The 26,320-nt window shown below is 66.8% G+C and carries 23 protein-coding genes and 1 tRNA gene; 15 read left to right on the top strand and 9 right to left on the bottom strand.

The window, feature by feature from the left end; genetic code table 11:
- Nucleotides 1–50 precede the first annotated feature (50 nt).
- From ACFVUS_RS11480 to acs, 3 genes are read left to right on the top strand one after another with little or no spacing between them, the layout of a single operon-like run.
- Nucleotides 51–407: a DUF485 domain-containing protein gene (locus ACFVUS_RS11480; RefSeq protein ID WP_387764018.1), complete on the top strand. Its 357-nt coding sequence runs from the start codon at nt 51–53 to the stop codon at nt 405–407.
- Nucleotides 404–2,053, top strand: coding sequence for a cation acetate symporter (locus ACFVUS_RS11475; protein WP_387764016.1), 1,650 nt, complete (start codon nt 404–406; stop codon nt 2,051–2,053). Before ACFVUS_RS11480 ends, ACFVUS_RS11475 begins: the two co-directional genes overlap by 4 nt.
- Before the next feature lie 41 nt (nt 2,054–2,094).
- Nucleotides 2,095–4,047 carry an acetate--CoA ligase gene (acs, locus tag ACFVUS_RS11470; protein WP_387764014.1) on the top strand — a complete coding sequence of 651 codons (1,953 nt, stop codon included), beginning with the start codon at nt 2,095–2,097 and terminating at the stop codon, nt 4,045–4,047.
- 5 nt (nt 4,048–4,052) lie between these two features.
- Here the strand turns inward: acs and ACFVUS_RS11465 are convergent, their stop codons facing one another.
- Together ACFVUS_RS11465 and ACFVUS_RS11460 are read right to left on the bottom strand one after the other, a co-directional pair.
- Nucleotides 4,053–4,451, bottom strand: a complete 399-nt coding sequence (locus ACFVUS_RS11465) for a hypothetical protein (protein WP_387764012.1) — start codon at nt 4,449–4,451, stop codon at nt 4,053–4,055.
- Nucleotides 4,448–4,963 (bottom strand): hypothetical protein, encoded by a 516-nt coding sequence (locus ACFVUS_RS11460; protein WP_387764011.1) that lies wholly within the window; start codon nt 4,961–4,963, stop codon nt 4,448–4,450. Before ACFVUS_RS11460 ends, ACFVUS_RS11465 begins: the two co-directional genes overlap by 4 nt.
- 154 nt (nt 4,964–5,117) lie before the next feature.
- On the opposite strand from ACFVUS_RS11460, the gene ACFVUS_RS11455 reads away from it, so the two are divergent.
- The 3 genes from ACFVUS_RS11455 to ACFVUS_RS11445 are packed head-to-tail and all read left to right on the top strand — an operon-like array spanning nt 5,118 to nt 8,105.
- Nucleotides 5,118–5,786 carry a LuxR C-terminal-related transcriptional regulator gene (locus ACFVUS_RS11455; protein WP_387764009.1) on the top strand — a complete coding sequence of 223 codons (669 nt, stop codon included), beginning with the start codon at nt 5,118–5,120 and terminating at the stop codon, nt 5,784–5,786.
- 41 nt (nt 5,787–5,827) lie between these two features.
- Nucleotides 5,828–7,075 carry a sensor histidine kinase gene (locus ACFVUS_RS11450; protein ID WP_387764008.1) on the top strand — a complete coding sequence of 416 codons (1,248 nt, stop codon included), beginning with the start codon at nt 5,828–5,830 and terminating at the stop codon, nt 7,073–7,075.
- Nucleotides 7,062–8,105, top strand: coding sequence for a hypothetical protein (locus tag ACFVUS_RS11445; RefSeq protein ID WP_387764006.1), 1,044 nt, complete (start codon nt 7,062–7,064; stop codon nt 8,103–8,105). The genes ACFVUS_RS11450 and ACFVUS_RS11445 overlap by 14 nt, the downstream gene beginning before the upstream one ends.
- Nucleotides 8,106–8,112: 7 nt before the next feature.
- Here the strand turns inward: ACFVUS_RS11445 and ACFVUS_RS11440 are convergent, their stop codons facing one another.
- A complete protein-coding gene (locus ACFVUS_RS11440; protein ID WP_387764004.1) occupies nt 8,113–8,610 on the bottom strand; it encodes a hypothetical protein in 498 nt (165 codons plus the stop codon).
- Between the two features lie 146 nt (nt 8,611–8,756).
- Between ACFVUS_RS11440 and dapA the strand changes: the two genes are divergently transcribed.
- Together dapA and ACFVUS_RS11430 are read left to right on the top strand one after the other, a co-directional pair.
- Nucleotides 8,757–9,665, top strand: a complete 909-nt coding sequence (dapA, locus tag ACFVUS_RS11435; protein WP_364631102.1) for a 4-hydroxy-tetrahydrodipicolinate synthase — start codon at nt 8,757–8,759, stop codon at nt 9,663–9,665.
- On the top strand, nt 9,662–11,749 hold the full coding sequence (locus ACFVUS_RS11430; RefSeq protein WP_375954398.1) for an RNase J family beta-CASP ribonuclease: 2,088 nt from the start codon (nt 9,662–9,664) through the stop codon (nt 11,747–11,749). Before dapA ends, ACFVUS_RS11430 begins: the two co-directional genes overlap by 4 nt.
- A gap of 492 nt (nt 11,750–12,241) precedes the next feature.
- Here the strand turns inward: ACFVUS_RS11430 and ACFVUS_RS11425 are convergent, their stop codons facing one another.
- From ACFVUS_RS11425 to ACFVUS_RS11415, 3 genes are all read right to left on the bottom strand, one after another.
- Nucleotides 12,242–13,783, bottom strand: coding sequence for a DUF222 domain-containing protein (locus tag ACFVUS_RS11425; RefSeq protein ID WP_387764001.1), 1,542 nt, complete (start codon nt 13,781–13,783; stop codon nt 12,242–12,244).
- Between the two features lie 240 nt (nt 13,784–14,023).
- Nucleotides 14,024–14,578, bottom strand: a complete 555-nt coding sequence (locus ACFVUS_RS11420; protein ID WP_387763999.1) for a hypothetical protein — start codon at nt 14,576–14,578, stop codon at nt 14,024–14,026.
- Between the two features lie 24 nt (nt 14,579–14,602).
- Nucleotides 14,603–14,989 carry a DUF4189 domain-containing protein gene (locus ACFVUS_RS11415; protein WP_364631112.1) on the bottom strand — a complete coding sequence of 129 codons (387 nt, stop codon included), beginning with the start codon at nt 14,987–14,989 and terminating at the stop codon, nt 14,603–14,605.
- 300 nt (nt 14,990–15,289) lie between these two features.
- Here ACFVUS_RS11415 and ACFVUS_RS11410 point away from each other — a divergent pair, with 300 nt between their 5' ends.
- The 3 genes from ACFVUS_RS11410 to ACFVUS_RS11400 all read left to right on the top strand — a co-directional run bounded on the left by ACFVUS_RS11410 (nt 15,290) and on the right by ACFVUS_RS11400 (nt 21,846).
- The gene (locus ACFVUS_RS11410) at nt 15,290–15,907 is read left to right on the top strand and encodes a TIGR03085 family metal-binding protein (RefSeq protein ID WP_387763997.1); all 618 of its coding nucleotides are present in this window, start codon (nt 15,290–15,292) and stop codon (nt 15,905–15,907) included.
- A gap of 127 nt (nt 15,908–16,034) precedes the next feature.
- The gene (locus ACFVUS_RS11405; protein ID WP_387763995.1) at nt 16,035–18,956 is read left to right on the top strand and encodes a BTAD domain-containing putative transcriptional regulator; all 2,922 of its coding nucleotides are present in this window, start codon (nt 16,035–16,037) and stop codon (nt 18,954–18,956) included.
- Nucleotides 18,957–19,236: 280 nt separating this feature from the next.
- On the top strand, nt 19,237–21,846 hold the full coding sequence (locus ACFVUS_RS11400; RefSeq protein ID WP_387763993.1) for a DNA translocase FtsK: 2,610 nt from the start codon (nt 19,237–19,239) through the stop codon (nt 21,844–21,846).
- Between the two features lie 63 nt (nt 21,847–21,909).
- Here ACFVUS_RS11400 and ACFVUS_RS11395 read toward each other — a convergent pair whose 3' ends face one another.
- The gene (locus tag ACFVUS_RS11395; protein ID WP_387763991.1) at nt 21,910–22,272 is read right to left on the bottom strand and encodes a hypothetical protein; all 363 of its coding nucleotides are present in this window, start codon (nt 22,270–22,272) and stop codon (nt 21,910–21,912) included.
- A 129-nt stretch (nt 22,273–22,401) separates the two neighbouring features.
- A tRNA-Arg gene (locus ACFVUS_RS11390) sits at nt 22,402–22,478 on the bottom strand.
- Nucleotides 22,479–22,837: 359 nt separating this feature from the next.
- Between ACFVUS_RS11390 and ACFVUS_RS11385 the strand changes: the two genes are divergently transcribed.
- The 3 genes from ACFVUS_RS11385 to ACFVUS_RS11375 are packed head-to-tail and all read left to right on the top strand — an operon-like array spanning nt 22,838 to nt 25,069.
- Nucleotides 22,838–23,665, top strand: coding sequence for a DUF3137 domain-containing protein (locus ACFVUS_RS11385; RefSeq protein ID WP_387763989.1), 828 nt, complete (start codon nt 22,838–22,840; stop codon nt 23,663–23,665).
- On the top strand, nt 23,662–24,267 hold the full coding sequence (locus tag ACFVUS_RS11380) for a LemA family protein (protein ID WP_387763987.1): 606 nt from the start codon (nt 23,662–23,664) through the stop codon (nt 24,265–24,267). The genes ACFVUS_RS11385 and ACFVUS_RS11380 overlap by 4 nt, the downstream gene beginning before the upstream one ends.
- A 52-nt stretch (nt 24,268–24,319) precedes the next feature.
- On the top strand, nt 24,320–25,069 hold the full coding sequence (locus tag ACFVUS_RS11375; protein WP_387763985.1) for an NAD-dependent deacetylase: 750 nt from the start codon (nt 24,320–24,322) through the stop codon (nt 25,067–25,069).
- Between the two features lie 12 nt (nt 25,070–25,081).
- Here ACFVUS_RS11375 and ACFVUS_RS11370 read toward each other — a convergent pair whose 3' ends face one another.
- Nucleotides 25,082–25,630 carry a TetR/AcrR family transcriptional regulator gene (locus ACFVUS_RS11370; protein ID WP_387763983.1) on the bottom strand — a complete coding sequence of 183 codons (549 nt, stop codon included), beginning with the start codon at nt 25,628–25,630 and terminating at the stop codon, nt 25,082–25,084.
- Nucleotides 25,631–25,755: 125 nt separating this feature from the next.
- On the opposite strand from ACFVUS_RS11370, the gene ACFVUS_RS11365 reads away from it, so the two are divergent.
- Entirely contained in the window at nt 25,756–26,313 is a 558-nt protein-coding gene (locus ACFVUS_RS11365) for a hypothetical protein (protein WP_387763981.1), read from the top strand.
- Nucleotides 26,314–26,320: the final 7 nt, after the last annotated feature.

Below are 26,320 nucleotides of genomic sequence, written 5' to 3'. Positions count from 1 at the left end.
TCCGGTGGTTAGCGTCGTCACAGTTAGCCACATCACACGCTAGGAATCCGATGAGCAGTACCGAATCCGGTCTCGCCGCGCCGCCGCGCGAGCTGACCGCAGCGGACTTCGCCGCCGCCCAAGCCAGTCCGCAATTCCAGGAACTACGTCATCGACTGCGCCGCTTCGTCTTCCCCATGACCGCGCTCTTCCTGGCCTGGTATGTGGTGTACGTGCTGCTCGGCGCGTACGCGCACGACTTCATGGCGCACAGGGTGATCGGCAATATCAATGTCGGATTGCTGTTGGGCGCGGGGCAATTCGTCTCCACCTTCGTGATCACGGCGCTGTACGTGCGCTTCGCCGGGCGCGAACTCGATCCCCGCGCCGCGGCCCTGCGCGCCGAATTGGAAGGCGCACAGGCATGAACGTCTTCGCCAGCGCTACCGACACCCTCGCCGGCGCCACCACGGTCGGCAATCCGGCCGCCAATATCGCCATCTTCGCGGTATTCGTCGCGGTCACCATGGTCGTGGTCATCCGCGCCAGCCGGAACACCGCCAGCGCCTCGGACTTCTTCACCGGCGGCCGCGGCTTCTCCGGCCCGCAGAACGGCATCGCCATTGCGGGCGACTATCTTTCGGCCGCCAGCTTCCTGGGTATCGCGGGGGCCATCGCCGTCTACGGCTACGACGGCTTCCTGTACTCCATCGGCTTCCTGGTGGCATGGCTGGTCGCACTGCTGCTGGTCGCCGAAATGCTCAGGAACACCGGAAAATTCACCATGGCCGATGTGCTCAGCTTCCGACTCAAGCAGGGCCCGGTGCGCACCGCCGCGGCACTGTCCACGCTGACCGTCTCGCTGTTCTACCTGCTCGCCCAGATGGCGGGCGCGGGCGGCCTGGTCGCACTGCTGCTCGATATCGACAGTCGCACCGGGCAATCCGTCGTCATCGCGGTGGTCGGTCTGCTCATGATCGCCTACGTACTCATCGGCGGTATGAAGGGCACCACCTGGGTGCAGATCATCAAGGCCGTCCTGCTGATCACCGGCGCGGCGTTCATGACGGTCATGGTGCTGGGCAAGTTCGGTTTCAACCTCTCCGAGATCCTGGGCTCGGCACAGCAGCACGTCTCCGAATCCACGAACAAGGCGGTGGCACACCGCGATGTGCTCGCCCCCGGCGCACAGTACGGCGGCAGCGAGACCTCCAAGCTGAACTTCGTCTCCCTCGGCCTGGCCCTGGTGCTCGGCACCGCCGGACTCCCACACGTGCTCATGCGCTTCTACACCGTGCCCACCGCCAAAGAGGCGCGCCGCTCGGTGGTTTGGGCCATCGGCCTGATCGGCGCGTTCTACGTCTTCACGCTGGTGCTCGGCTACGGCGCGGCCGCCATTGTCGGCCCGGACAAGATCCTCGCCGCCGCGGGCGGGCAGAACTCGGCGGCTCCGCTGCTGGCCTTCGAACTCGGCGGCGTGGTACTGCTCGGCATCATCTCGGCGGTGGCCTTCGCGACCATTCTGGCCGTGGTCGCCGGACTCACCATCACCGCCTCGGCGTCCTTCGCACACGACATCTACGCCGGTGTCATCAAGCGCGGCAAAGCCGGTGAGGCCGAACAGGTTCGGGTATCGCGCATCACCGCCGTTGTGGTCGGCCTGATCGCCATCGGCCTGGGCATTCTCGCCAACGGCCAGAACATCGCCTTCCTGGTCGCCCTGGCGTTCGCGGTCGCCGCCGCGGCCAACCTGCCCACCATCGTGTACTCGCTGTTCTGGAAGCGCTTCAACACCACCGGCGCGCTGTTCAGCATGTACGGCGGCCTGATCTCCACCATCGTGCTGATCGTGTTCTCCCCGGCGGTATCCGGCGCGAAGACCGCCATGATCCCGAGCCGCGATTTCGCGTGGTTCCCGCTGTCCAATCCGGGCATCGTGTCCATCCCGCTGGCCTTCGTGCTCGGCATCGTCGGCACGTATCTGGGCCGGAACAACGAGGATCCGGCCAAGGCCGCCGAAATGGAGGTCCGCGCTCTCACCGGCGTCGGCGCCGAGAAGGCCATCGCGCACTGAAACCCGCTATCCGCCCTGCCCTTTCGACTGGAGAACACACGATGACGAGCACGATCGATCGCGACCACACCGACCGGCTGAGCTATCCGCCCAGCCCCGAGTTCGCGGCCGCCGCCAACGCCACCGTTTCCCTCTACGATCGGGCGGCGGCGGACCGCGAAGGCTTCTGGGCCGAACAGGCGCAGCGCCTGCATTGGGCACAACCGTGGACCCGCGTACTCGACTGGGATGACGCGCCTTTCGCGAAATGGTTCGCGGACGGCACGCTGAATGTCGCCTACAACTGCGTCGATCGGCACGTCATCGATGGACACGGCGACCAGGTCGCCATTCACTGGGTCGGCGAGCCGGGTGATGCCCGCGCCATCACCTACGCCGACCTGCTGGCCGAAGTCTCCAGAGCGGCAAATCAATTCACCGCTCTGGGACTTCGCGCCGGTGACCGCGTCGCCATCTACATGCCCATGGTCCCCGAGGCGATCGTCACCATGCTGGCCTGTGCGCGCCTGGGCCTCGTGCATTCGGTGGTCTTCGCCGGATTCTCGGCGGGCGCACTGGGTCAGCGCATCGAGGACGCGCGGGCGCGGCTGGTGGTGACCACCGACGGTCAATGGCGGCGGGGAAGTGCGGCGCCGCTCAAGATCGCGGTGGACGAAGCGCTTGCGGGACAGCAGGATTCGAGCGTCGAACATGTACTCGTGGTCAATCGCACCGGCCTCGACACCCCGATGACCCCGGGCCGCGACCTCTGGTGGCACGAGACCGTAGCGAACGCCTCACCCGAACACGAGCCCGAGGCCTTCGACGCCGAACACCCGCTGTTCATCCTCTACACCTCCGGCACCACCGGGAAACCCAAGGGCATCCTGCACACCAGCGGCGGCTACCTCACTCAGGTCTCGTACACCCACCACGCCGTCTTCGATCACAAGCCGGAGACCGACGTGTACTGGTGCACAGCCGATATCGGCTGGGTGACCGGCCACTCCTACATCGTCTACGGCCCGCTCTCGAACCGCGCCACCCAGATCGTCTACGAGGGCACCCCGAACTTCCCCGATGAGCACCGGCACTGGGAGATCATCGAAAAGTACGGCGTCACCATCTATTACACGGCTCCGACCCTGGTTCGCACGTTCATGAAGTGGGGGCGCGATATCCCCGACGCACACGACCTGTCGTCGCTGCGAGTGCTGGGTTCGGTGGGTGAGCCGATCAACCCCGAGGCCTGGCGCTGGTATCGAGATGTGGTGGGCGCGAACAGCACTCCCATCGTGGACACCTGGTGGCAGACCGAAACCGGCGCGATCATGATCTCCCCGCTGCCGGGCGTCGCGGCGGCCAAACCGGGCGCTGCCATGACCCCGGTCCCGGGCATCTCCGCGAAAGTCGTCGACGAGGAAGGCAATCCGGTGATCCTGGGCGAGACCGAGGCCAACGGCTACCTGGTGCTGGACGAGCCGTGGCCGTCCATGCTGCGCGGTATCTGGGGCGATAACGACCGCTACCGCGAAACCTATTGGGCCCGTTACGCGGACAAGGGCTGGTACTTCGCCGGTGACGGCGCGAAACTCGACACCGACGGCGACCTGTGGGTGCTGGGCCGCGTCGACGACGTCATGAATGTCTCGGGCCACCGCATCTCCACCGCCGAGGTCGAATCCGCGCTGGTCGGGCATTCCGGTGTCGCCGAGGCCGCCGTGGTCGGCGCGTCCGATGACACCACCGGCCAGGGCATCGTGGCCTTCGTCATCCTCACCGGCGATGCCGAGAACACCGGCGATGCTCTCATCAGGGAATTGAAAGCCGAAGTCTCCCGGGAGATCTCACCGATCGCCCGGCCCCGGGATATCCACATCGTCCCCGAGCTCCCGAAAACCCGCTCCGGCAAGATCATGCGCCGCCTGCTCCGCGATGTGGCCGAGGGCCGTGAACTGGGTGACACCTCGACCCTGGTCGACCCCGGGGTATTCGAGGCGATCACCCGTCGCTGACCGGATCAGGCGGCCTGCCGGTACACCTTCCGCGCCAGCAGAATCATCGGGATCTGCATCGGCAGGCGCAGCAGCACACCGGCTTTGAGCGGCAGCGGCTTACTGCTGCGCACCCAATCGCCGGCCATCTTCACATTTCCGGGGAACACCCCGAGGAACAGCAGCGTGGCCAGCAGTCCGCCCAGCCGCCGGGTGCGCGGCACCGCGACCGCCGTCGCCACCGCGATCTCCGCGACCCCGGATCCCAGCGTCCACGCTCGCGCCGATCCCGGCAGCTGTTCGGGGATCAACGCGTCGAATTGTTTCGGGACCACGAAATGCAATGTCCCCATGCCGAAGAGAAATGCGGCCAGCGTCCGGGCGGTGCCCCGCCCGGAACGCGATAGTTCTGTGCTCTCGCTCATGCCGACGAGCGTACGGTCAAATCGTCCAACAAGATCATGACCTCACCGGCCGACTTCACGACCTCGGTGAGCCGGATCTTGATCCCGAGCAATTCCGCCCCGGTCAGCGCGGCGGGCAATTTCTCGCCGATCCGCTGCCATTCCGGCGTGGCCGCAATCCGCCCGAGCAGTACCTCGACACTGTCCTGACCGGCCGCGGCGACAAATCCCGACACCTCGATCGAGGCGTGCGGCGAGCGCACATACAGATCCAGCCCGGACACCTCGCCCGGCAGCGCGAACACCTGCCCGGCCTTGGCCACCAGCTCGATCTCATGCCCGTCGGCGGCCCCGCGCACCAGCACCGCCAGCGCCCGATGGTCCTCCCCGCGCTCCCCGTCCGCATAAACTCCGGGATCCTTGACCGGCGCGCCCTCGGCGAACGTGGTGATGTGCGCCTTACTCGCCCCCGCCCCCGCGAGTTCCCACTTCCCGGTGTCCTCGAAGTCGTCCAGCAGCACTTCGTCCGGCATATCCCGATCCCTTCACACGCCCTGCGGTTCTCCCCGCAAACCCTACAAACCCGCTCCCCGCTTTTCCCCCCGAATTCTGGTGGCTGACGAATCGGGACTGGTTACCGTCATACTGCATACGAATATTCGGTTGTGGGAAGAGGTGAGGGCCGCCGTGGAGGCACAGGATTCGGGGATTCGCCGTATCGGGCTGGTGGAGGATCACGAGTCGGTGGCAATCGGTCTGGCGGCCATGTTGGCCCCCGAGGCCGATCTGGAGTTGGTGATCACCGCGGGCACGGTGGCCGAGTTGTTGTCGGCGAACCCGCGTTTGGACCTGGTGGTATTGGATCTGCGGCTGGCCGACGGATCCTCACCGGACGACAATGTGCGATCCCTGCGCGAGCGCGGGATCGAGGTGCTGGTGTTCACCGGTGCGGACAATCCGTTCCTGGTGCGCGAGGCCGCGCGGGCGGGTGTGCTCGGCGTGGTCCGCAAATCCGAGGATGTGCCCACCGTGGTCGCCGCGGTCCGCCGCGCCGCCCAGGGCGAACAGGTCGTCACCACCGACTGGGCCGCCGCCATCGACGGTGATCCGCAGCTGTCCAATGTCGGATTGAGCCCGCGTCAGCAGCAGGTGTTGCAGCTGTACGCCTCGGGTGAGAAGGCATCGCGCGTGGCCCGCATGACCGGCCTCTCGGAACAGACCGTCAACGACTACCTCGGCCGCATCCGGCAGAAATACGCCGACGCGGGCCGTCCGGCACCGACCAAAACCGATCTGTACAAGCGGGCAGTCGAGGACGGCTGGCTGCCTGTTCCCGAGCGGCACCCGCGCGCATGACCGCGTCGGGCACGCTGGAATCTACGCCCGGAGCGCCTTCGATGTCCGCCCTGACCGCCTTCATCCGGCGGTTGCGCGGCGGACTCACGGTGCCCCAGGAGGATCCGGCCACCGCCGCCTACGACCGCATCATGCGGCGGCTCGGCATCTCCATCGGCATCGCCGGAATCATTGTCGGCGGCATGGAATTGCCGGAGATCGCCGAACAGGGCCGGGTCGCCGGAACCTGGTGGACGATCACCGCCGTACTGCTGGCCTTCGGCTGGTATCCGGTGATCGCCGTCGTCTCGGCGCTGTCCGGACCGCGCGCCATCCGCATCGTCTGCGGGTGCGCGGCGGTGAGCTTCCTCGGCGCGTTCGCCACCATTCCCTTCGCGCTGGAAACACATTCGGTCGACGCCACCACGGTGTGGCCGTACCGGGTGACCGCATTGGCGGTGACCGCGGCCGTGCTCGCCTGGCCCGCGCGCTGGGCCGTCACCTATCTACTGGTGTCCGCCACCTCCGCCGCACTGGCCTCGGTCTACACCGTCGCCACCGTCACCCCGCTGTCCGTGGTCGAGAACTTCCTGCGCGCAGCCGGTTTGGCGGCCCTGTTCGTCTGGTGCGGCACCGCCGCCACCGGCGCGGCCGCCCGCGTCGACCGCGAATCCGCGATTGCCAGCCGCCGTGCCGCGGCCGCCGCGGCCGCGCAGGGCCGCGATCGCGAACGCGCCCGCTTCGCCGCGCTCATCCACGACGCCGTGCTCTCCACCCTGTTGGAGGCCTCGCGCGCGGGCACCCAGTCCTCGGTGCTGCGCCGCCAAGCCGAACGCACCCTGGAACAACTCGACGAATGCCGCGGCGATGACCGCGATCCCGATCTGCTCGACGCCCGCACCGCCGTGCTGTTCCTGAGAACCGCTGTGCACGAGGTGAATCCGAGCATCCGTTTCGCCACCCGCACCTGGCCCGGCTACGACGATCTGCGCATGCCGGTGCATTCGGCCAGCACCATCGCCGCCGCGCTCACCGAGGCGGTGCGCAACAGCCTGCGGCATGCGCACGTGCCCGGTCGCGATGTCCGCCGCACCGTCACCGCGACGGTCAGCGCGGGCAGCATCCGCATCGCTTTCGCCGATGACGGCGCGGGTTTCGATCTGGCGCGGGTCTCCGCAGACCGGCTCGGCATCTCCATGAGCATCCTCGGCCGTATGCGCCAACTCGCGGGCGGTTCGGCCTTCGTGGAGTCCGCGCCCGGCGAGGGCACCACCGTGACACTGGTCTGGGGTGGCGATGGTTCCCGTTGAATACCATGCGGCCGAACTGGATTCGCGGTTCGGCCTGCGTGACCTGCTAGGCCTGCGCGGCCGCGCGGCGTGGCTGTTCCTGCTCATCCTGGAAGCCACCATCGGGCTGTACATGCTGCGCAACTTCGGTGAATCACCGCAGTGGGCAGCGCTTTTCAGCATGGTGATCATTCTGAGCGCCGGTGCGCTGGTCATCGTCATGCCGGTGGATCCGCTGCCGCTGCCGGTGGCGCTGTACGCGGCGGCCTCCGGTCCGATCGCCACCGCGCTCACCATCATGACGCCGTACGCCGAACGCGCGAATCAATCGGTGTGGTCGGCGTTCGCGGCCTCCTATGTATTGACCGTGCTGGTGCTGCGCGGCCGCGGCCGACTGGCCTGGGCCGGTGTCGCCGGTGTCGCCGGGGTGATCCTGCTGGCCGGGCTCGGTGAACAACTCGACTCGCGCACGGTGCTGGGCACGCTCATACCGATCGGCACCGTCGCCGCCATCTCGGTATTCGCCGCGGTCATGCGGCCGATGCAGCGCTCGCTGGTGCTGCTGCGCGAGGACGCCATGATCCGCGCCGCCGCCGAGGCCACCATGGCCGCCTCCGACAGCGAGCGCACCCGCCAGCTCGCCCGCCTGGACCGGGTGGCGCGCCCGATCCTCGAACGGATCGCGGACGGTGCCGAACTCACCGCCGCCGAACGCGAGGAATGCCGGCTGCTCGAAGCCGAACTCCGGGACGGCCTGCGCGCTCCGCAGCTGGTCACCGATGAACTCAGCGGTGCCGCCCGCGGCGCCCGCTCGCGCGGAGTGGAAGTGGTGCTGTTGGACGACGGTGGTTTCGCGGGCGTCCCCGAATGGGTGCGCCGCCGCGTAATCGACGCCGCCACAAGAGAATTGGATGCCGCCAACGCCGGATCGGTGACGGTGCGAGTCCTACCCCTCGGACGCAGCGTGCTCGCCACAGTCCTCGCACACGCCCCGGATCACGACCGTCGCACCGAGATAGATACGGACGGCAAGGTCAGCGTCACCGACTAGCTCGGGGCTAGTTCGAGGGATCCTTGGGCTCCTTCGGCTCCCGGGCCTCACGCGGCATATCCCAGCGTCCCGGGCCGCCCCGCTTCATCTGATCGCGCAGCGCGCCCTGTACGGCGGTCGCCATCCACGAGTTCAGCGACTGCCCGCTCTGCGCGGCGGCCTCCTCGGCCCGGGACTTGATCTGCTCGACCAGCCGCAGCGTGACGCGGCTGATATCGCCGGTCATCTCCTCGAACGTCGGTTGATGCTCTTCCTCGGCGGATGCGGTCTTGCGCACATCCACGTGCGCGTCGGTGCCGTCGACCGAGACACGCACGGTGCGATCGCCGACCGACGCGCTCACCTCGCTCGCCAATTCCGAGAGCGCCGCGAGCAATACCAGCCGCGCCGAGCTCTCGGTGGCCGCGGCCAAAGCCGCCGCCGTGGACTGTGTTTTCTCATCCCCGAGCGCGGCCGCGGCGATGAGGTTCTCGCGTAGTTGGGCGGTGTACTTGTTCAGATCCATGACACCAGTGTGCTGTCACATTTGACATCATTCAAGGAAACTTTTGACGTCACCCCAAGGTGGGCGATGCGAATCACCGTCGCCGCCGGGCCGGTTCGGGTATAACGATGCAAAAGGTGATTCGATGACCGGGTAGCCTTCTGGCTATGACGAACGGTGAATCGACGCGAATCGAGCTGCGCGCGTCCGGCACAGTCGGTGTCGCGATGGTGACCCCCTTTACCGCCGAAGGCAAGCTCGATGTCGATGCCGGGGTGGCGCTCGCCGCACGCCTGGTCGACGGCGGTGTCGATCTGCTCGCGATCTCCGGAACCACCGGTGAATCGCCCACCACCACCGAGTCCGAGAAGTTCGATCTGCTGCACGCCGTGGTCGACGCGGTCGGTGACCGCGCCACCGTTATCGCGGGCGTCGGCACCTACGACACCGCGCACAGCATCGAGCTGGCACGCACCGCGCAGCGTGCGGGCGCGCACGGTTTGCTCGTCGTCACCCCTTACTACTCCCGTCCCACCCAGGACGGTCTGATCGCGCACTTCACCGCGATCGCGGACAGCACCGATCTGCCCGTCACGCTCTACGACATTCCGCCGCGTTCGGTGGTGGCCATCGCGCCCGACACCATTCGCCGCCTCGCCGAACATCCGCGCATCGTCGCGGTGAAGGACGCCAAGGGCGATCTGAATGCCGGCGCGGAACTGATCGCCGAGACCGGACTGGCGTTCTACTCCGGTGACGATGTGCTCAACCTGCCCTGGTTGTCCGTCGGAGCCACCGGATTCATCAGCGTCATCGGGCATTTGGTGCCCGATCGCCTGCGCGCGCTCGCCACCGCTTACGCGGCCGGTGACGTGGTGCGGGCCCGTGAAATCAATGTCAGCCTGATTCCGCTCAACCGGGCCATGGCCCGACTGGGTGGCGTCGCCATGACCAAGGGCGCCCTGCGGCTGCTCGGGGTCGAGACCGGGGAGCCACGCTTGCCACAAATCATGCCCACATCCGAACAACTCGCAGAACTCGCGGTCGATTTGCGGGCCGCGGGGGTGCTTGCATGAGCAGCCCCGAGGGACGTCGCCCGCGCCGCACCGCTTCCCGCGCCGCGGGAGCCCCGGCCCCCGTGCCGGATAAGCCGGAACCCGTTGCCGCACAGCCGAAAGCGGCCGAGCCCAAGGCTGCCGCGGCGGACAAGCCGGTAGCTCAGGCAGCGCCGGTGGAAGCCGCCGCGGAGCCTCGCGGTCGCAACGGCCGCAACGGCACCGCCCGTGGCGCTCGCAACGGCGACACCGCCGAAGCCGCGCCCGCCAAGACCGAGGCCCCCAAGGCCGAGCCCGCCCGCGCGCGTCAGGACGAATCCGCCCCGCGCTCGCGCCAGGGTGAGCGAAACCGCAAGCCCGGCGGTCGTTCCCGCCAGGGCGGCGGTCGCAATGATCGCTCCGACGCGCCCGCCCAGCCGCGCGTAGAACGCCAGAAGCTGAATCCGCCGCCCGCCGCCCCCAAGGGTGGCCTGCGCGTGTTCGCGCTCGGCGGTATCGGCGAAATCGGCCGCAACATGACCGTTTTCGAATACAACGGCAAGTTGCTGATCATCGACTGCGGTGTGCTCTTCCCCGAGGACCAGCAGCCCGGCGTCGACCTGATCCTGCCCGACTTCGGTCCCATCGAGAATCGCATGGACGATATCGAGGCCGTCGTGCTCACCCACGGCCACGAGGATCACATCGGCGCGGTGCCGTTCCTGCTCCGCCTACGCCGCGATATCCCGGTGGTCGGCGCGAAGTTCACCCTCGCCCTGGTCGCGGCCAAGTGCCGCGAACATCGCCTGCAGCCCAAGCTGATCGAGATCACCGAGGGCCAGCGCACCCAGCACGGACCGTTCGACTGCGAGTACTTCGCGGTCAACCACTCCATCCCCGATGCCATCGCTGTCGCGATCCGCACCCCCGCCGGTATCGCGCTCCACACCGGCGACATCAAGCTGGATCAGCTGCCCCTCGATGGCCGCCTCACCGACCTGGCCGGTTTCTCCCGCCTCGGTGACGAGGGCGTCGACCTGTTCCTGGTCGACTCCACCAACGCCGAGGTCCCCGGATTCGTCACGCCCGAGCGTGAGATCGGCCCCGTGCTGGACAATGTGATCGGCAAGGCCAAGGGCCGAGTCATCGTGGCGTCCTTCGCCTCTCACGTGCACCGCATCCAGCAGGTGGTGGAGGTGGCCCAGCGCTACGACCGCCGCATCTGCTTCGTCGGCCGCTCCATGGTCCGCAATATGCAGATCGCCCAGGACCTCGGCTACCTGGATGTGCCGGACGGCTTGGTCGTCGACATCGACCAGGCCGCGAACCTGCCGGTGCACAAACTGGTGCTCATCTCCACCGGCTCCCAGGGCGAACCGCTCTCGGCGCTGTCCCGGATGGCACGCGGCGACCACCGCCAGATCAACATCCGCCCCGACGATCTCGTCGTGCTGGCCTCCTCGCTGATCCCCGGCAACGAGAACGCCGTCTTCACGGTCGTCAACGGCCTGACCCGGATCGGCGCGACCGTCATCACCCAGCAGAACGCCAAAGTCCATGTCTCCGGACATGCTTCGGCCGGTGAGCTGCTGTACCTGTACAACGCGGTCCGCCCCACCAACGCCATGCCCGTGCACGGCGAATGGCGGCACCTGCGCGCCAACGCCGCCCTCGCGGTGGCCACCGGCGTTCCCGAAGAGCGAGTCATGCTCGCCGAGAACGGCGTAGTGGTCGACCTCGTGGACGGCATCGCGACCATCACCGGCCGCGTCCCCGTCGGCCAGGTCTACGTCGACGGCCTCTCCGTCGGTGACGTCGGCGAATCCACCCTCTCGGACCGCCTGGTCCTGGGCGAGGGCGGCTTCATCTCCATCACCGTCGCCGTCGACTCCACCACCGGCAAGGCCGTCAGCGCCCCCGAGGTCACCGGCCGCGGCTTCTCCGACGACCCCGACGCGTTGATCGACGCCCACGAACTCGTGGAAGCCGAACTCCGCCGTCTGGCCAGCGAAGGCGTCACCGACACCCACCGCATCGCCCAGAGCGTGCGCCGGGTGGTCGGCAAGTGGGTGGCGGACAAGTACCGTCGCCGCCCGATGATCGTCCCCACGGTCATGGGCGTCTAGCCCGAATAGCCAACAGCCACACCACAGGAGCGCCCGGTAGCAACCAGCTACCGGGCGCTCTTGTCTGTCCACCGATAAGGCCCAAAAGACACAACACCAAAAGGCACAACCCCAAAAGACAAAGACGCCAGGACGAGAAGAGATAAAGACCCAAAGACAAGAAGAGACAAACCCCAAACACCCACGCGACAAGCACTCTCACCCCTGGGCAACGGTTCACTAGGAACTGAGGATCACGGAACGGGCGAAATCAGTGCATGAGTTTCTGGTGAACGGACGTCCAACCCTGCGGGGTGTTGTTTTGTCTGTGGGGCCCTTGGTCTTTGGCGTAGTGGCCCTGAAGGTGACCACAGCCGACCAGCCAGGCGGGAAGGTGAGGCGGGTTCCCGAAGGTGAGGGGTAAAGCCGGGTACGGCAGGCGAGGTTCCCACTCCGAAAGTTCGTGGCATTCTGCTGAACCCCGCTGGAAAGCGGGGTTCGGGCATGGGTCTGCTACGAAGGCCCCGGGACGCATGGCGGTGCCCCCGAGGGCGATTGCTGTTTCAGGGTCGCGTTGCGTCGGTTCAACCACTGCTTGCGCCGATCGGCCGTGCATCGATCGCGTTCCTGAATCCGGGCCAGGGACGCGGCCATCAACTCACCCGGATGGTGCCGGTGATTGACTCGGGGTGTCCCGGTCGGGTCGATGTGTGAGGGCGCTATCCATCCGGTGCGTCCCGGGTAGTCGGTTTCGGGTCCCATGACCACGGTTTTCCAACCGCCGGGCCCGTCGTGGACCAGGGCGTGGCAGGAATCGCATGCCAGGGTGAGGTTTTCGATGTCGGTGGGTCCGCCCTTGGCCCATTCCACGATGTGGTGCACGGCCGACATGGTGGCGGGGGCGTCGCAATCGGGTCGGGTGCAACCCTTTTCAGCGGCGGTCAACGCCAAGCGTTGGGCTTTGGTGGCGAGGCGGTGGGCTTTGGTGCCGACGCGCTTGCCGCTCAAGTGCAGGGGCATACCGTTCGGGTCGAAGATCGCCAGGTACGGAATCGACTTCGACGCCAACTTGAGCGCTTCGGGCACCGACACCGTCCCGCCTGATGCGGTGGTGATGACACCGGCGGCACGTTCGACCTCACCGATGCTCATGGTGATCACGGTCGAGACGGGCAGCCCACGGTGTGAACCGAGGTTGGTGGTACCGATCTCCGGGCGCAGGAATCCCAACAAGGCATCGTGGGTACGTTGCGCGGCCGAACGTGTGTCACGCTTGGCGGCGGCTTCCACGACCTCGCGGTGAATGGATTCGTCTGCGGTCCACGGGCTTTCGGGATCATCAGGGTTACACATGCCGGGGCGGGCGAGTTTGGCCAGCACCGGGTCCAGCACCGCGCGCAGGGTCGGGGTGAGCTCACCCGAGACCGTGGACATCCCATCCACACGCTGGCGTCCGATGGTGATCCCGCGCATCCGCTGCCGGTCAGCGTCTTTGGCCAACTGCCCGTCGGGGTCCACACGCATCATGATTTCTTCCCCGAGGCGGGGCAGTGCGTCGGGAAATCCGTTGCGCGCGTAGTCGGTCAGGATCTCCTGCGCCATTTCCTTCTTGCCCATATCGAGCTCACCGGGCAACCGATTCATGATCGCCATGATCTGACGCGCGTGATCCCCGGAAATCTCCCCTTCACGCTGAGCTTCGGCGACATACGCCAACGGCGCTTCCAAGATTCCCGTGGTGAACGTCTGCACCCCGAGCTTCTCCGCCGCCCGCACCCGAGACACCGCATCAGCATTGGACAAATGCAGAGTCTGCCGCAGAAACGCCGCAGGAGTAGGGCTCCCATACCGCCCCGGCAAACTCCGAGTACTGACCTCGCTGGTGAACCGATGCTTGACCGCTTCGAGCTTGCGCACACTGGCCTCAACCTCACGCATCACCGCAATGAACTCTTCATCGGTATGCGGATCCATGCACGATTCGAGCAGGGTATCCACCGCCGCGCCCAGCGCGTGTGCGCCGTTCGCAAGTTCGGTGTTTCCCCCCAGATTCATAGCTCCATTCTACTCCCGAAAAGCAGGTCACAATAGACGAAATCTATTGTGATACAAGCTCTTTCAGAAGAATCGCTCTTTCATTTCGGGGTGTCTTGAACCATCCAAATACTTACATTTAAATATGCGCATCTAGGCATGTAGTTGCGGCGTGGCGGCCAACCAGAATCCGGTTACAGAACCCCGCACACAAAACCGCCCCGACAGCCTGACTGCCGGGGCGGGAACCTCGTAAAGGCTCTAGTTGTCCTGGCAGGCAGCAGAATTCAGCTTGGCTGCCGTGACGATGCTGCACGCGAACGCGTGGTCGACCTTCCATTCGTTGCCCTCGGCGACGAAGGCGACGGTGGCGTTGTCCACCGGGCTACCCGCGATGGTGACCTTGGCGTTGGCCTTGAGCTTGCCGTCGACCGGGTCCGGAACGTTGGTGATCTCGACCTTGACGTCGTTCTTCTTGGCGGCGTCGACGAGCTTGGCGACCAATTGCGGGTCCTGGCCCGCGTTTTCGATCCAGTCGATCTTGGTCTTGGCGTCGATCGACGGGTCGAATGCCTTGGTGATCTTGTCGTTCAGTTCGGCGACAGTCGGCTTGGGCAGGTTCGGGGCGGGAGTGGTCGACGGCGGCGCGCCGGTCTCCTTGGTGTCGTCCGTGCTGCCCTGGAAGTTATTGGTGGGCGCGGACGCGCTGGTGGTCGTGCCGGTCGAGGTGGTCTCGGCGGTGCTGCAGGCGACCAGTCCGAACGCGGAGGCGGCCAGCGCCACTGCGGCGGTGGCGCGGAAGATGCTGTGCTTCAACGAATTTTCTCCCCTGAACGGATATTAGAGCTGGTAGCCGGTGGTGCAGTTCCAGTGGATGATGGTGGCGTCGGAGCTGTTCCGAGTGAGCGCCTGGGTGCGGGCCGCCGAACGCGAGTACGCCGCACCGTAGGTGTACAGGCCCGCGCGACGGGAGTAGGCAACCGCACCGCAACCGTTGCCGAAGCTGGCGACGACACGGCAGTCGTCGAAGGTGCAGGAGTTCATCGCACCGCCCTGCGCGGCAGCGCGATCCGGGTAGTCATAGGAGTAGCCGATCCGGCCGGTGGACGGCGACAGCGCGATCGCGCCGAAGTTGTCCGTATATGCCCCGGCCGGAGCCGCCAGACTCACCAGTAGTGAGCCCGCGGCCGCGACCATCACGGCGGCGCCACTGACGATCTTTTTCAAGGTGTTGCCCCTTCGTATGCAGTGGATCCATTCCCCGATGGACCGAGTGATCAAGCTACCGACACGGATTCGCCGACGCCAACCCGGAACCGGCTCGGCGGCGGCATATCCCGCCGCCCCATCCGGTATCGGATCGGGCGGCGCGTAAATGATCAAGGGACGACCTTATGGCGGACCGGGTGTTCGGCTTAACCTGCCGGACCGTCCAGCAATTGAAGGGCAACCCAACCGACGCGATCATGTGATCAGAGGCCACATGCGCACGATGCATCAGTCCAACCAGCCGGTTAGTGTGGCGTCATGAGTATGGCCCAACGGGAGCGCCAGGCACTGGTGCAGACCATGACCGCCACCGGTCCGGACGCGCCCACCCTGTGCGGCACCTGGACGGTGCGAGACCTGGCCGCGCACTTGATCGTTCGTGAACGCCGCCCCGACGCCGCCCCGGGCATCATGTTGAAGCCCTTCGCGCCCTATCTGGAACGGGTGCAGGACAAGGTCGCGAAGCGGCCCTTCCCGGAGCTGCTCGCCGAGATCGCGGGCGGTCCGCCCTGGTTTCTGCGACCGGTCGACTCCCTGATGAACCTCACCGAGATGTACGTCCACCACGAGGACGTGCGTCGCGCCGAACCCGGCTGGGAACCGCGCGAACTTTCCACCGCCGATGAGGACCGGCTCTGGAAAGTCCTGACCGGCCTATCGCGCATGGCATATCGCAAATCGACGGTTACCGTCGCGCTCGCGACGCCCGACGGCCGCCGTACCGTCGCACACCAGGCGGGCGAGCGCACCGTCGTACTCGCCGGAAAACCCTCTGAACTGCTGTTCCACGCCTTCGGCCGCAATGCCGTGCGACTGGAAGCCACCGGCGACCCCGCCGATGTGGAGGCCGTGTACGCATTGGACCGCAGCGTCTGACCAGCTCGCGCCCGCATCGGTCCGCCCGCGCCGGGTGGCAGCGTGACCACCGATCATGAAACGATCACGCGTCGGTCGGTAGTTTCTGTGCTCGGCAGCGGCCCGCGGTGCGATGAGGTGGTAGGCAATGTCTTGGCAACTGGCGGTGCTCGGGCCGGTCGAGTTGGCGGCGGAGGGCGTCCCCACCGCACCCATGCCACCCAAGCAGCAAGCCGCGCTGGTCATGCTCGCCTTCGCCCGCGGGCGCACCGTATCGATCGAGGAACTCGCCGACGGCATCTGGGGTGTCGATCGGCCGTCCTCCGCAGTGGGTGCGCTGCGCAATTACGCGTGGTCGCTGCGTAAGCATTTGGCGGCGCGACCGGAATCGGTGCGGTTGTTCTCCGAGTCGCGCGGCTATCGCCTGGAAGGACCGCTCGAACTCGATATCGATGGCATCGACGGATGCCGCGCCGAGGCCGAACGCGCCCGCGCCGATGGACAGGTGGAGCACGCGGACGCCATCCTGCGGTCGCTGCTGCGGCTGTGGCGCGGTGATCCGCTCGCCGGTGTCCCCGGGCCCTGGGCGGGCGCCGAACGTGCCCGGCTGCGTCGTTTGCAGCGGGTATTGCGCGAGGACCTGATCGAGATCACCGTGCAGCGCGGGGACTATTCGCGCGCCCTAGCCGATCTGGACGCGCTGATCACCCTCGATCCGCACAGCGAACGGTTGCGCGGGCTCATGATGACCGCGCTCTACCGGGCCGGGCGGCGCACCGAGGCGCTGGGCGAATATCAGCGCATCCGGCGGCTGCTGGTCGCCGAGCAGGGCATCGAACCCGGTCCCGCACTGCTGGATTTGCATCGCCGGATCCTGTCCGACGAACTGCCCGCCGAGGGATCCGCGGTGGTGGTGCCGCCGAGACCGGCGCAATTGCCGCCCGACACAGCCGATTTCACCGGCCGCCGAGAATTGGTGCGGGAACTGTGCGGCGTACTGTCCGACAGCATCACCCCGATCGTGGCCATCTCGGGCATGGGCGGGGTGGGGAAAACGGCGCTGGCATTGCATGTGGCACACCGGATTCGGGATCGGTATCCGGACGGGCAGCTGTACGTCGACCTGCAGGGGGCGGGCGCGGATCCCGCCGAACCCGAACAGGTCTTGGGCGCGCTTCTGCGCGGACTGAATGTACTGCCGCGTGATGTGCCCACCGGGGTGGCCGAGCGCGCGGCCCTGTTCCGATCCGCGGTGAGTGGCCGGCGCATGCTGATCGTCCTCGACAATGCCTGTGACGCAGCGCAAGTGGCACCGCTGCTACCCGGTGAGCCCGGCTGCGCGGTGCTGGTGACGGCCCGGCGGCCGATGACGGCGCTCCCGGGCGCGCGATCGGCCGCGCTGAAGGTGCTCGAAACCGAGGAGGCCGCAGCGCTTTTCACGCGGATCGTGGGCGCGGCCCGGGTCAACGCCGAACCCGAGTCCACCCGTCGCATTGTCGAACTGTGCGGCCGGCTGCCCATGGCGGTGCGGATCGTGGCGGCGCGGGTCGCGGCCCGCCCGCAGTGGACCATTGTCTCCGAAGCCGACCGGCTCGCCGCCGAACGCCATGATCTGGACCGTTTCCGCGCCGGGGATCTGGCGCTGGCCGCGGCCTTCCGTGCCGGATACGAGCAGCTGCCGGTCGAGGCCGCACGCGCCTTCCGGTTGCTCGCGGTCGCCGAACTACCGGATCTGCCGCTGGCCGCCACCGCGGCGGTGCTGGACACCACCGATCCGCTCGCCGAGGATCTGTGCGAGGAGCTCGTCGATCGCGGCATGCTGGAGACGGTGGGCCGGGGCCGCTACCACTACCACGATCTGATGCGCCTGTTCGCGGCCCGCTGTCAGCAGGCCGAGCCGACCGCCGTACCGGATCGAAGCGCGGTCGTGGATCCCGTCGAGCGTCTGCTCGACTACTACCTGGCGACCATGAAAACCGTGCTGCGCGTGCGACATCCGGGGGTTCGGCTGGGCCTGGCCGCCACCGCCCACCCCGGCACCCGGCTGTCCGATCTCGATTCCACCCGCGATTTCATGAATGTGGAGCGGCGAAATCTGGTGGCGCTGTACCGATTGGCGGTGATGGGCACGCGGCGGCATCGGCTGCTCGCCGCCGATCTCGCGCTCGCGGTATCCGGCACCATGCTCGCCAGCGATGCGACCGTGGATATCGAGAAGGCGCTGGAGGAATTGGTCCGTGCCTGCGAGGCCGACGGCAATCGGGCGTCGGCCGGTCGGGCTCGGCTGGCGCTGGTGTTCGTGGTCATCTCCGAACACGGTGAGCCGGAAAGGGCAGCCGCGCATGTGGATCGGCTGTTGGAGGATATCGACGCCGAGGTCGAACCCTGGGTCGCGGGCACCACGCGTATTTTCGCGGGTGCGCTCGGCATGCATCATCATGATCCGGTCCGTGCCGCGACGCATTTCGCGGCCGCGTTGCGGCTGTACCGTTCCGGTGCCAGCCCCGAATGCGTCCGGACCGCGTATTCGCTGCTCGCCCAGGCACATTCGGCCGCGGGCCGGGACCGGGATTCGCTCGCTGCCGCCGCCCGCGCCGTGGTCGGTGACACCCGCCCCGGCACCCGCCGAAATGTCATGTGGGCCTTGACCGAAGCGGCCTGCGTGCTCAGCGGTCAGGGGGAAGACGAATTGGGCGCTCGCCTGTTCGACGCCGCGCTGCGCACCGCCCGCCGCGGCGGCTCCACCCGCTTCGAATCCACCGTGCACTCCCGCGCCGCCGTCGCGCACCTGTCCGCGGGCCGCCTCCCGCAGGCGGCCGAACACGCCGAACGTGCCGAAGCCACCCGCGACTCCTCCCGGCCCGGCGTGCTGCACACCTACAACCTCTACAACCTGCTGGTCCGGTACACGGCCCTGCGCCGCATGGGCCGCAATGTGGATGCCGCCGAGTGCTATCGCATCGCCATCACCCAGATTCCCGACTTCGACCAGGCCCTGATCCGCTGGGGCGCGCTCATCGGCCCCACCCCGCACCCGGGCCGCTCCGAACCGGTTTCCGTCGCCGGGTGAGGCAGCACGGCCGTGGTATCGACCCGCGTTGAATCGGTGCCACGCCGCATAGTTCCCCGGGCAGCCCCCTCGGACGGGTGCGGTCGCGGGTCGGCGACACGCCGTTCTTCGTAGCGTCGGCGTGACACCGCTCGATTCCGGGCAGGGGTGCGGGAGCATGTGATCGGCGGATTTGCCGGGCTCCGGTGGCGATAGGCGTTGCCTATCCCACAGAGCTGTTGTGGGTGGGCCGGGTGTTGCGGATGGTCCGGGTGGGGCGTTTGCGGCTAGCCTGGGGGTCATGCCAGGTAAGTCCCGCGGTGCCGCAACGTCACGTTCGCGAGCGGGATCGACGCGGGGGCAGACTCCTGCACGGTCCCGGGCGCGTACTCCGCGTACCGCCGCGGGCGGTCGCACCGCTAGCGCCGGTCGTGTTCGACGCCCCAAACGTCCGGCCGCGGCCCGCAGGCCCGCGCCGCGGCGCAGGTCCGATACCGCGCCGCTGGCGGTGGTCACGCGCGCGGTGAACAACGGCTGGAACATGCTGGCGCGCGGGCTGGGCGCGAGTACGCGGGCGGTGAGCCGGGCGGGGGAGATCGAGCACGGGCATCGGCGCGACGGAATCGCGCTCGGGCTGGTGGCATTCGGCATTGTCATCGCGGTCGCCGTGTGGTTGTCCGCGGGCGGCCCGGTCGGGCGCGGGGTGGATACCGCGATTCGCTGGATCGCCGGATCCGCCTCGGCGGCACTGCCGTTCGTGGCCATCGGTATCGCGGTGATTCTCATGCGCACCGAACCGCATCCGGAGATCCGGCCGCGCCTGGTCTTGGGCGGGCTGCTCACCGGCCTGCCGCTGCTGGGCATCTGGCATCTGGCCGCGGGTTCACCCACCGATATGCACGGTCGCGCGCACGGCGCGGGATTCGTCGGCTATGTCATCGGCGGCCCGCTCAGCGATGGGCTCAGCGCGTTCCTGGCGGTGCCATTGCTGATGCTTGCCATCGGATTCGGGCTGCTGCTGCTCACCGGCACCACGGTGCGCGAGGTGCCCGAGGCGCTGCGCGAGATGTTCGGCACCGGCAGTCGCGGCGACGAATACGAGAGCTACTCCGATGAACCCGGTCTCTACGATCCGGCCAATTACGACGAGGACGGGTTCCCGCGCCACGAGGGCGTGAAGTCCCGCAAGCGCGGGCGCACCCCGTCGGAGAACTATCCGGCCGACGAATTCGGCGGTTCGGACGCCGCCACCGAGATCATCGGTGAGCCGCCGCTGCAGGACGCCAAGGAGATCGCGGTCGAGGAGCCGCCGAAACCCAAGGCGCGCAAGGCCCCCAAGGTCGTCGACCAGACCCCGCCGCCCCCGCCGCCGCAGCAGCTGGAATTCGTCACCGAGCGGGAGGTGGACGGCGATTACAACCTGCCGCCGCTGACCCTGCTCACTGATGGCGAACCGCCCAAGAAGCGCAGCGCCGCCAATGAATCCATGATCGAGGCCATCACCGAGGTGCTGGTCCAGTTCAAAATCGATGCCGCGGTAACGGGTTTCGTGCGCGGTCCGACCGTCACCCGCTACGAGGTGGAGCTCGGCCCGGGCGTCAAGGTCGAGAAGATCACCGCGCTGGCCCGCAATATCGCCTATGCGGTGGCGACGGAGAATGTGCGACTGCTCGCACCCATCCCGGGTAAATCCGCGGTCGGCATCGAAGTGCCCAATGCCGATAGGGAATTGGTGCGCCTGGCCGATGTGCTCAAGGCCCCCTCGACCCGAAACGATCACCACCCCTTGGTGATCGGCCTCGGCAAGAACATCGAGGGCGAATACCTGTGCGCCAATCTGGCCAAGATGCCGCATTTGCTGGTCGCGGGTTCCACCGGCTCGGGTAAGTCGAGTTTCGTGAATTCCATGCTGATCTCACTGCTGCATCGGGCCACCCCCGATGAGGTCCGCATGATCCTCATCGACCCCAAGATGGTGGAACTCACGCCGTACGAGGGCATTCCGCATCTGATCACCCCCATCATCACCCAGCCCAAGAAGGCCGCCGCCGCGCTGGCCTGGCTGGTGGAGGAGATGGAGCAGCGGTATCAGGACATGCAGGCCAACAAGGTTCGTCATATCGACGATTTCAATCGCAAGGTGAAATCGGGCCAGATCACCACCCCGCTCGGCAGCGAACGGGTCTATCGCCCGTACCCGTACATCCTCGCCATCGTCGACGAGCTCGCCGATCTGATGATGACCGCCCCGCGCGATGTGGAGGACGCGATCGTCCGCATCACCCAGAAGGCGCGTGCGGCGGGCATTCACCTGGTGCTGGCCACCCAGCGCCCTTCGGTGGACGTGGTCACCGGTCTGATCAAGACCAATGTGCCGTCCCGATTGGCCTTCGCCACCTCGTCATTGACCGACTCCCGAGTGATCCTCGATCAGCCGGGTGCGGAAAAGCTGATCGGTATGGGCGACGGCCTGTTCCTGCCCATGGGCGCGAGCAAGCCCACCCGCCTGCAGGGCGCGTTCATCTCCGACGAGGAAATCCAGGCCGTCGTCGATTTCGCCAAAACCCAAGCCGAGCCCGAGTATCAGGAAGGCATCACCGCCGCCAAGACCGGCGAGAAGAAGGACGTCGACCCCGATATCGGCGACGACCTCGATCTGCTGCTGCAAGCCATCGAATTGGTCGTCACCTCCCAGTTCGGTTCCACCTCGATGTTGCAGCGCAAACTCCGCGTCGGCTTCGCCAAGGCGGGCCGCCTGATGGACCTGATGGAAACCCGGGAAGTGGTCGGCCCGTCCGAGGGCTCCAAAGCCCGCGATGTCCTCATCAAGCCCGATGAACTGGACGGCCTGCTCTGGACCATTCGCGGCGGCGGCGGTGAACCCCCGGACTCCGGCGACTCCGATAGCTGATCACCCCCGGCCGCGCCATCGGGAGATACGGGCCCGATGGTGCGCCGGTGGGTGTGCCGCGGATCAATTCGGTGCGGGCGGCTGCCAGCAGGCCAGCGGCGGTCCCGGCGGATAGAGCAGCGACCAGCCGATGAGTGCGCCGATACCCGCGCCGACCAGCGCCCCGGGTAGCGCACTGAAGGTGCCGCCGATGAGACCACCGGCCAGCGCCCCGAGAATGGCATTGCACTGATGCATGGTCACATCGGGATCATCGACGGTTCCGGCCGCCGGTGGCGGCGCGTCCTCCACGGGAATCGAAATACTCTGCCCGACAGCGGGATCCGGGCTCTCCGCAGACGGGTCCGCACCCGCCACACCGGTTGCGGTGAATACCGTGACTCCGATTGCGAGCACAGCGGTCGCAGTGAATCGTTTGATTCTCATAGCTCCTTCTTCCATGTCGAAAAAAGCGGCCAAATGTGAATCAATTGCTGCTGCCGGTCAGCCGATTCATGCGTACCAGACACAACAAATGCACAGTGTCTTTTCCGAGAATTCGTAATCAGAGAGCAGTGGAGTGCCCGGGAGGATTCGAACCTCCAACCGTCTCGTTCGTAGCAAGGTGCTCTGTCCATTTGAGCTACGGGCACATGTCCCCGCGCGGATGTCAGCATTGACATCGACTCGTCATCGAGGTGCGCGGGTGGTGAATGCAGAAGGGCCGCTCCGTGGCTGATTCGCCAGAGCGGCCCTGCGGGTCTACCGGTAGACCTAGGGACCGCTGTTGATACGGCGGCGGAGCGATTGTCCGAACATGTTCTCCGCCTTCCCTTTTCTCGTATCGGATCGTTGTATCGAAGGTAGCAGCCGGTCGCCGGGGGCGAAACCGAATTAACTGCCCGCTGGTGGCCGGGGGCCTTGCCGGGCCGGGACCAGGTGTTTAACCGGTTGCGGGTGCCTGGGAGAATCGGTGCGGTCGCTCATGGTGGGCGGCGTGGGGGTGGGTGTGATGAGTGATGTGATCGAGCGGGAAGCGCGCGGTGACAGTGGCCCGGTGTGGTCGCGGCCGTGGTTTCTCAATACCTTGTCGTTGGCGACTTTCATTGTGCTGGTGATCTTCCAGTATCGGTGGTGGCACGATCACGGTCGCCCGCTCGCCTGGGTATTGCTGCCGCTCACCCCATTCCTGGCTTTCCTGCCATCGGGGATTATCGTGAAATCCCTGCGTAAGCGGTGGACGGCGCGATGGGCGGGGGAGAACGGTTTCGAGTACCTCCGCTCTTCCGATTGGCCGGTGCCGACCTGGGATTTTCCGCCATTCAATATCGGCCGGGCACGGCGCTATCGGATCCGCGACACCATCCGGGGTCGGATCGGCGACTATCCGGCGATCTTCTTCCACCTGACCTGGCTGCACAACAACCGGATCAATGTCAGCACCCACTATCGGAACGTCTTCGTACTGACGCTGCCTGCGGCACTACCCCGGCTGACGCTCGGGGTGACCCTGGATATGACCACCGGTGCGCGCGTGGAGTTCGAATCGGCGGACTTCAACGACAAGTTCTCGGTGTATTCGGCGAATCCGAGGTTCGCGCACGCGGTGCTCACGCCCCGCACGATCGACAAACTGCTGGCTATCGCTGGACAGCACGGCGGCGCGGTCATGTTGACCAAATTCGAGATCGTCGGAAACCTGTTGGTCGGCACCACCACCCTGGGCAACCGGCCACGCGAGATCGGGGCCGTCTTCGACGCGATGCGCGTAATCGCCGATGGCATTCCACGATTCGTCTGGACCGAATACGGATCTCCCACCGAAAGGGAACACGCATGACCCTCATCGTTGTAGTGCTCATCGTCATCGCACTGGTGGCGGTGCTGTGGTACTTCGCCGCGTACAACGATTTCGTGCGATTGCGGAATCTGGTCGCCGAATCCTGGCGGCAGGTCGATGTCGAACTCCAGCGCCGCCACGAACTGGTGCCGAATCTGGTGGCGACCGTCGAACGCGCCGCCGCTTTCGAGCGCGGCACCCTGGAGGCCGTGACGTCCGCGCGCAACAGTGCGCGCGCACTCGCTGCCGACCCGGCCGAAACCCGCGCCGAGATCACCGGTGTCGCGACCGCCGAGAATGCCCTCACCTCGGCACTGTCACATTTGTCCGCGCTCGCCGAACAGTATCCGGACCTCGGATCGGTCAAGAACTACGCGGCGCTGCAACGCGAACTGAGTGATGTCGAGGATCGAATCGCCGCGGCCCGGCGTCTCTACAACGCGAATGTCCGCGCCCTGAACACGAAAATCGAATCGATCCCGGCCTCGATGGTGGCCAGGCGGCATCAGGTATCGCCCGCACAGTATTTCGATATCAGCACCCCCGAAGCCCGCGCGGGTGTCCGGGTTGATCGCCTGTTCCGGAATCAGCCGGACCGGTAGGGCTTCGAAATTCGGTCGCGTGCGCTTGCCCGGCTCGCCTACCTTCCCCGGTATGGAAGAGATGGGCTGGGCAAGCGGTGTGTCCCGGGTGGCGGTGCTGACGGGCGCGGGGATCTCCACCGATTCCGGACTGCCCGATTACCGTGGGCCGCAAGGGACTTGGACCAGGAACCCGTCGCTCGCCGGTGCGTTCACCGAGCGTGAGTTCCTGGCCTCGGCCGATATGCGCGCGCAATTCTGGCGCGAGTTCAACGCGCTGCATCGCACCGATGCGGAACCCAATGCCGCGCATCGCGCGCTGGCCGAACTCGATCGCACGGGCATCGCCATGCGGGTGCTCACCCAGAATGTCGACGGATTGCATCAGCGCGGTGGCTCACCCGCACGCAAGGTGCTCGAATTGCACGGCAGCTTCGCGACAGTGGATTGCCGTCAATGCGGAAAGCGCGGTGCGACCGCCGATGCCCTGGCGAAAGTGGCTGCGGGCGAAGAGGATCCGCGCTGCGATTGCGGCGGCATGCTGAAGCCGTCCATCGTCATGTTCGGTGCACAGCTCGATGGTGACGTGCTGAACAAAGCACGCGTCATCGCCGCGGCCAGTCAGCTGTTCCTCGCGATCGGTACGTCGTTGCAGGTCGAGCCCGCGGCCTCGCTGTGCGCGCTCGCGGTCGGGGGCGGCGCGAATCTGGTCATCGTGAACAACGCTCCCACCCCGTACGACGATATGGCGGTCGAGGTGATCCGGGAGCCGATCGGGACGGCGGTGCCGCGCATCTGTCAGCGGATCGCGGCCGCGCGCTGAGCGTGGGGAGGGCTACTTCAGCACGAATTGGATTGCGCTGTCGATGATTTCGGTACGGTTGCCGGTGTCGTGCTCGGCGGTGATCAGATAGTTGGCGATCACCAGGGAGAACGCGAGCATGGCACGGGCCTCGACATCGCGCGGGTCGTCGCTGATGGTGCCGATCAGATCGCGCAGATACGCCATGCGCTCGTTGTCCACTCGCTGGAGTCGAACCGCGACGGCGGGATCGCGGCGCGCCCATTCGCGAACGGCTAGGTCGACGGGCAGCAGCCCGGGGGAGAAGGTGAGCGCACCGGCCTTGCGCACCTTGTCCTTGGCGTCGCCGCCCTCGCGTTCCACCCGCTCGCGCACCTCGTCGACGGTGCGCAGTTCCCAGTTGTCGAGCACGGCGTCGAGTAGTTCCTGGCGGCTCGCGAACTGCCGGTAGAACCCGCCCCGGGTGACGTCGAGCCGGGCGGCGAGCGTTTCGACCCGAATGGCGTCGGCGCCGGCCTCGGCCAGGACCGCCAGGGCGGCGTCGATCCAGGCTTGTCGGGGTGTGCGCACCGGTGGGGCCATGGGGTGTCAGCCAATCAGTAGTCGGTGCTGTTGATTCAATCATCCACAATAGATACAGTACTGTTCTGTATCTATTGGTGGCGCGGGACACGCGCCACCGGCGGCATTGATCGATAGGAATTCACATGACGCACCGTGACGAGCGGTCCTTCGACACCGAACCGCCGATCGTCGAGGAGGTGAGCCTCGATGCCGAGACCCTCGCCCTCTGCACCCTGACCGACTTCGGCCACTACGACGCACACCTGTTGCGCACCAGCGCATCCGGTCGGCAGTCGGTCGAACGGTGGGCTCGCGAGATCATGGAAGAGGTAGCCCCGGACGTCGGCGCGGCACTGCGGCAGGGCTGGCGCAGGATCGCGCTCCAGCTCGCCCCCGCCGGCTCCGAGGGGACGATCGCGGGCTGGCCCATCGCGCGCTCCTCGCCCGAATATCTACTGCTGCAAGCGGAATCCACCCGGGGCTTCGAGGGGCAGCTGCTCTTCCGATGCGATGAAACCGGTGTACTGCTTGCCACCTTCGTCCGATTCATCGATCCGGCCGCCCGGGCGATCTGGGAGCGCGTCCTGCCCGCGCACCTGGAATTCGTGCGCTCGCTGCTCACCACGCGAGCTGACGGGCTCACGATTCTCGCTCCGGAGGGCCTGCCGGGTGCGGTACTGTCCTGGCCGTCGACCATGTGAGCGGTTG

It is taken from the genome of Nocardia sp. NPDC058058 (assembly GCF_042885355.1).
Taxonomy (GTDB): Bacteria; Actinomycetota; Actinomycetes; order Mycobacteriales; family Mycobacteriaceae; genus Nocardia.
This window is presented reverse-complemented; position numbering and strand designations above follow the sequence as displayed.

Excerpts from the sequence above, each read along its gene's own strand:
- ACFVUS_RS11400 (WP_387763993.1), top strand. The coding sequence starts at position 19,237 with ATGCCAGGTAAGTCCCGCGGTGCCGCAACGTCACGTTCGCGAGCGGGA.
- ACFVUS_RS11385 (WP_387763989.1), top strand. The coding sequence starts at position 22,838 with ATGAGTGATGTGATCGAGCGGGAAGCGCGCGGTGACAGTGGCCCGGTG.
- acs (WP_387764014.1), top strand. The coding sequence starts at position 2,095 with ATGACGAGCACGATCGATCGCGACCACACCGACCGGCTGAGCTATCCG.
- ACFVUS_RS11370 (WP_387763983.1), bottom strand. The coding sequence starts at position 25,630 with ATGGCCCCACCGGTGCGCACACCCCGACAAGCCTGGATCGACGCCGCC.
- ACFVUS_RS11450 (WP_387764008.1), top strand. The coding sequence starts at position 5,828 with ATGTCCGCCCTGACCGCCTTCATCCGGCGGTTGCGCGGCGGACTCACG.
- ACFVUS_RS11375 (WP_387763985.1), top strand. The coding sequence starts at position 24,320 with ATGGAAGAGATGGGCTGGGCAAGCGGTGTGTCCCGGGTGGCGGTGCTG.
- ACFVUS_RS11475 (WP_387764016.1), top strand. The coding sequence starts at position 404 with ATGAACGTCTTCGCCAGCGCTACCGACACCCTCGCCGGCGCCACCACG.
- ACFVUS_RS11430 (WP_375954398.1), top strand. The coding sequence starts at position 9,662 with ATGAGCAGCCCCGAGGGACGTCGCCCGCGCCGCACCGCTTCCCGCGCC.
- ACFVUS_RS11460 (WP_387764011.1), bottom strand. The coding sequence starts at position 4,963 with ATGCCGGACGAAGTGCTGCTGGACGACTTCGAGGACACCGGGAAGTGG.
- ACFVUS_RS11465 (WP_387764012.1), bottom strand. The coding sequence starts at position 4,451 with ATGAGCGAGAGCACAGAACTATCGCGTTCCGGGCGGGGCACCGCCCGG.
- ACFVUS_RS11440 (WP_387764004.1), bottom strand. The coding sequence starts at position 8,610 with ATGGATCTGAACAAGTACACCGCCCAACTACGCGAGAACCTCATCGCC.
- ACFVUS_RS11405 (WP_387763995.1), top strand. The coding sequence starts at position 16,035 with ATGTCTTGGCAACTGGCGGTGCTCGGGCCGGTCGAGTTGGCGGCGGAG.
- ACFVUS_RS11480 (WP_387764018.1), top strand. The coding sequence starts at position 51 with ATGAGCAGTACCGAATCCGGTCTCGCCGCGCCGCCGCGCGAGCTGACC.
- ACFVUS_RS11365 (WP_387763981.1), top strand. The coding sequence starts at position 25,756 with ATGACGCACCGTGACGAGCGGTCCTTCGACACCGAACCGCCGATCGTC.
- ACFVUS_RS11425 (WP_387764001.1), bottom strand. The coding sequence starts at position 13,783 with ATGAATCTGGGGGGAAACACCGAACTTGCGAACGGCGCACACGCGCTG.
- ACFVUS_RS11445 (WP_387764006.1), top strand. The coding sequence starts at position 7,062 with ATGGTTCCCGTTGAATACCATGCGGCCGAACTGGATTCGCGGTTCGGC.
- ACFVUS_RS11395 (WP_387763991.1), bottom strand. The coding sequence starts at position 22,272 with ATGAGAATCAAACGATTCACTGCGACCGCTGTGCTCGCAATCGGAGTC.
- ACFVUS_RS11410 (WP_387763997.1), top strand. The coding sequence starts at position 15,290 with ATGAGTATGGCCCAACGGGAGCGCCAGGCACTGGTGCAGACCATGACC.
- dapA (WP_364631102.1), top strand. The coding sequence starts at position 8,757 with ATGACGAACGGTGAATCGACGCGAATCGAGCTGCGCGCGTCCGGCACA.
- ACFVUS_RS11380 (WP_387763987.1), top strand. The coding sequence starts at position 23,662 with ATGACCCTCATCGTTGTAGTGCTCATCGTCATCGCACTGGTGGCGGTG.